General features: G+C 72.2%; 2 protein-coding genes and 1 rRNA gene. All 3 read left to right on the top strand.

All coding sequences use genetic code 11. The features are described 5' to 3' along the window. Positions 1–102 precede the first annotated feature (102 nt). A 5S ribosomal RNA gene (gene rrf, locus AB8Z75_RS34035) occupies positions 103–219 on the top strand. A 100-nt stretch (positions 220–319) separates the two neighbouring features. Continuing rightward, entirely contained in the window at positions 320–1,657 is a 1,338-nt protein-coding gene (locus AB8Z75_RS34030) for an MFS transporter (RefSeq protein ID WP_369208868.1), read from the top strand. After that, positions 1,626–2,807 (top strand): acetoin utilization protein AcuC, encoded by a 1,182-nt coding sequence (locus AB8Z75_RS34025; RefSeq protein ID WP_369208866.1) that lies wholly within the window; start codon positions 1,626–1,628, stop codon positions 2,805–2,807. The genes AB8Z75_RS34030 and AB8Z75_RS34025 overlap by 32 nt, the downstream gene beginning before the upstream one ends. The last annotated feature ends 241 nt before the right edge of the window (positions 2,808–3,048 follow it).

The raw sequence follows: 3,048 nt of genomic DNA, 5'->3' as shown, positions 1-3,048 counted from the left end.
CTAATAGGCCGAGGGCTTGTCCATAGAGGCTCGCGTCCACTGTGTGGGTTCTGAGACAACAACCCGAGCACCCCCACGTTTGGGGTTGTGCCGGTTGTGTGTTTCGGTGGTCATAGCGTGAGGGAAACGCCCGGTTACATTCCGAACCCGGAAGCTAAGCCTTTCAGCGCCGATGGTACTGCATGCGGGAGCGTGTGGGAGAGTAGGACGCCGCCGAACTATACGTAAGGGAAAGCCCCGTTGGCACACGCCAACGGGGCTTTCTTTTTTGCGTTGTACACCTACCCACGCGTAGCGGGGAGTTCTAGGCTCTGCGCCCATGACGCAGGCTCAGGTTCGGCTGCCGCGCGGGCGGTTGGCGCTGGCCGCCGCCTTCTTCGTGCAGGGTGCGGTGTTCGCGCTGCTCGTCACGCGCATCCCCGCGATCCAGGAGCGGTACGGGGTGTCCGACGCGCTGCTTCCGGTCTTCCTCGCGGCTGTTCCCGTGGTGGCGGGCGTGGGCAGTGTCCTCGCCGAGCGCCTGGTGCGCGGCGTGCGGCCGAGCAGGGTGCTGCGGTGGTCGCAGGCCGCGACGTGCCTGGCCCTGGTGTGGGTGGGCGGCGGTCAGGGTGTGGGGCAGCTGGCGTCGGCGCTGGTGGCGTTCGGGATGGCCGTGGGCATGCTGGACGCGGCGATGAACATGCTCGGTGTGAGTCTGGAGCGGGCGTACGGGCGCAGCATCATGCTGGGTTTTCACGGTGCCTACAGTCTCGGTGGCATTGCCGGGGCGTCGCTCGCCTGGCTGGGGGCCCACGAGGAGTTGTCCTTGCTGGTGCTGTACGGGCCGGTGGTGGCCGTGTTGTCGCCGCTGACGCTGGTGGCGAGCCGGTGGTATGTGGACGACGAGAAGCACCGGGCCGCGGAGAAGGGCGGGGAGCGCCAAGGGGACGAACACCCGGGCGAGGGGAGGCTCCCCGGCGAGGGGAGGCACCCCGGCGAGGAGAGGCACCACGGCGACGAGAGGCACCCCGGCGAGGAGAGGCATCCGGGATGTGTCGGGGCGGGGGGCCGGGCCGGGGGCGCTGTTTCCTGGAGGCTGCTGTTGCCGCTCTGCCTCGTGATGGCCTTCGCCTATATCGGGGATTCGACCGTCTCCAACTGGAGCGCGAAGTATCTGCAGGACGTGCTCGGCAGCTCGGAGCAGTTGGCGACGGTGCCGTACAACGTCTACATGGTGACCACGCTGGTGGGGCGGACGGTCGGTGACCTGGCGGTGCGGCGGCTGGGTGCCGCGTTCGTCGTGCGGGCGGGGTCGGTGGTGGCGTCGCTCGGGTTCGCGGGGGTGACGGTGGCGCCGGGGGCGTGGAGCGGGATCGCCGGGTTCGCGGTGCTGGGGTTCGGGCTGTGCGTGATCGTGCCGCAGACGTTCGTGGCGGCGGGACGGTTGTTCCCTGAGGCGTCCGAGGCGGCCGTGGCCCGGTTGAACGTCTTCAACTATGTCGGGTTCCTGGTGGGTTCGCCGCTCGTCGGAGCACTGGGGGACGCCTGGGACTACCGGGGCGCGATGCTCGTCCCGTTGGTGTTGGTGCTGGTGACGCTGGCCTGCGCTTCCTCGTTCGCCGGGCCCGGCCGATACGGTGGCGGGCATGAGCGGCCGCGCGCAGTTGATGTGGGATGAGGGCGTCACCGGCTACGACTTCGGTCGTGGGCATCCGATGGACCCCGTACGGCTCGCGCTCACGAAGCGCCTGATCGAGTCGCTGGGGGTGGAGGGCTGTCCGGAGTTGCGGGTGGTCGCGGCGAAGCCCGTCGGGGAGTCGACGTTGCGGCTCGTGCACAGGCCCGACTACATCGAGGCCGTACGGCAGGCGTCCGCGGACCCCGCGTCGGCGGACGAGAGGTTCGGTCTCGGCACGGTCGACGACCCGGCGTTCGCCCGCATGCACGACGTCTCGGCGCTGATCGCCGGGCAGTCGGTGGGCGGGGCCGAAGCCGTCTGGCAGGGGAAGGCGCTGCACGCCGTGAACTTCGCCGGCGGGCTGCACCACGCCATGCCCGCGAGCGCGTCCGGCTTCTGCGTCTACAACGACCCGGCGCTGGCGATCGCCCGGCTTCTGGAGTTGGGCGCGGAACGGGTCGCGTACGTCGATCTGGACGTGCACCACGGTGACGGGGTCCAGGCGGCGTTCTGGGACGATCCGCGGGTGCTGACGGTCTCCCTGCACGAGCACCCCGGCACGCTGTTCCCCGGCACGGGCTGGCCACAGGAGTGCGGCGGTGCGGAGGCCGAGGGGAGCGCGGTCAACGTGGCGCTGCCGCCGGGCACGACCGACGAGGGGTGGCTGCGGGCCGTCCACGCGGTGGTGCCCGAGCTGCTGGAGGCGTTCCGGCCGCAGTTCCTGGTCTCGCAGCACGGCGCCGACACCCACATCGAGGACCCGCTGGCGCACTTGGCGGTCAGCGTGGACGCGCAGCGGCTGGCCGCCGAGGCCGCGCACGAGTGGGCGCACACGTACGCGGAGGGCCGGTGGCTGGCGCTCGGCGGCGGGGGGTACGCGGTGGTGGACGTCGTGCCGCGGACGTGGACGCACCTGGTGGCGATCGCGGCGGGCGCGCCGGTGCCGGGCGAGACCGAGGTGCCTGCCGAGTGGCGGCAGGAGGTCTTCGCGCGGACGGGCGGCGGGGGCGCTCCGCAGCGGATGACGGACGGGCTCGAGCCGCGCTGGCGGGGCTGGGAGGAGTCGGGCTACGACCCGGCCGACCGGTTGGACCAGGCGGTGCGTGCCACCCGTCGTGCGGTGTTCCCGGCCCACGGGCTGCTGCCGTGAGCCGGTGGCGGCCTGGCCGGTGAGGTCTGCGGCGCGGGGAGGCAGGTGTCACAGACCGGCCGGGCAGGTCGGGCCGGTCCGTGGCCGAGTGGTGCGACTGCCGCACGGCCAAGGGGCGCGGCCGGCTGCGGGGTGCGGCCGGTTGAGGGGTGCCGGATGCGGGGTATCGGCAGGTGCGGAGCCGCGCGTTGGCGCGTGGGCCCTGCTGGGCCCCCCCCCCGCCGGCCGCCCCCGCCGGCCG

Source organism: Streptomyces sp. PU-14G, assembly GCF_041028275.1.
Taxonomy (GTDB): Bacteria; Actinomycetota; Actinomycetes; order Streptomycetales; family Streptomycetaceae; genus Streptomyces.
Note: the sequence above shows the minus strand (reverse complement) of the source record. Positions and strands in the feature narration are given on the sequence as shown.

Excerpts from the sequence above, each read along its gene's own strand:
- AB8Z75_RS34030 (WP_369208868.1), top strand. The coding sequence starts at position 320 with ATGACGCAGGCTCAGGTTCGGCTGCCGCGCGGGCGGTTGGCGCTGGCC.
- AB8Z75_RS34025 (WP_369208866.1), top strand. The coding sequence starts at position 1,626 with ATGAGCGGCCGCGCGCAGTTGATGTGGGATGAGGGCGTCACCGGCTAC.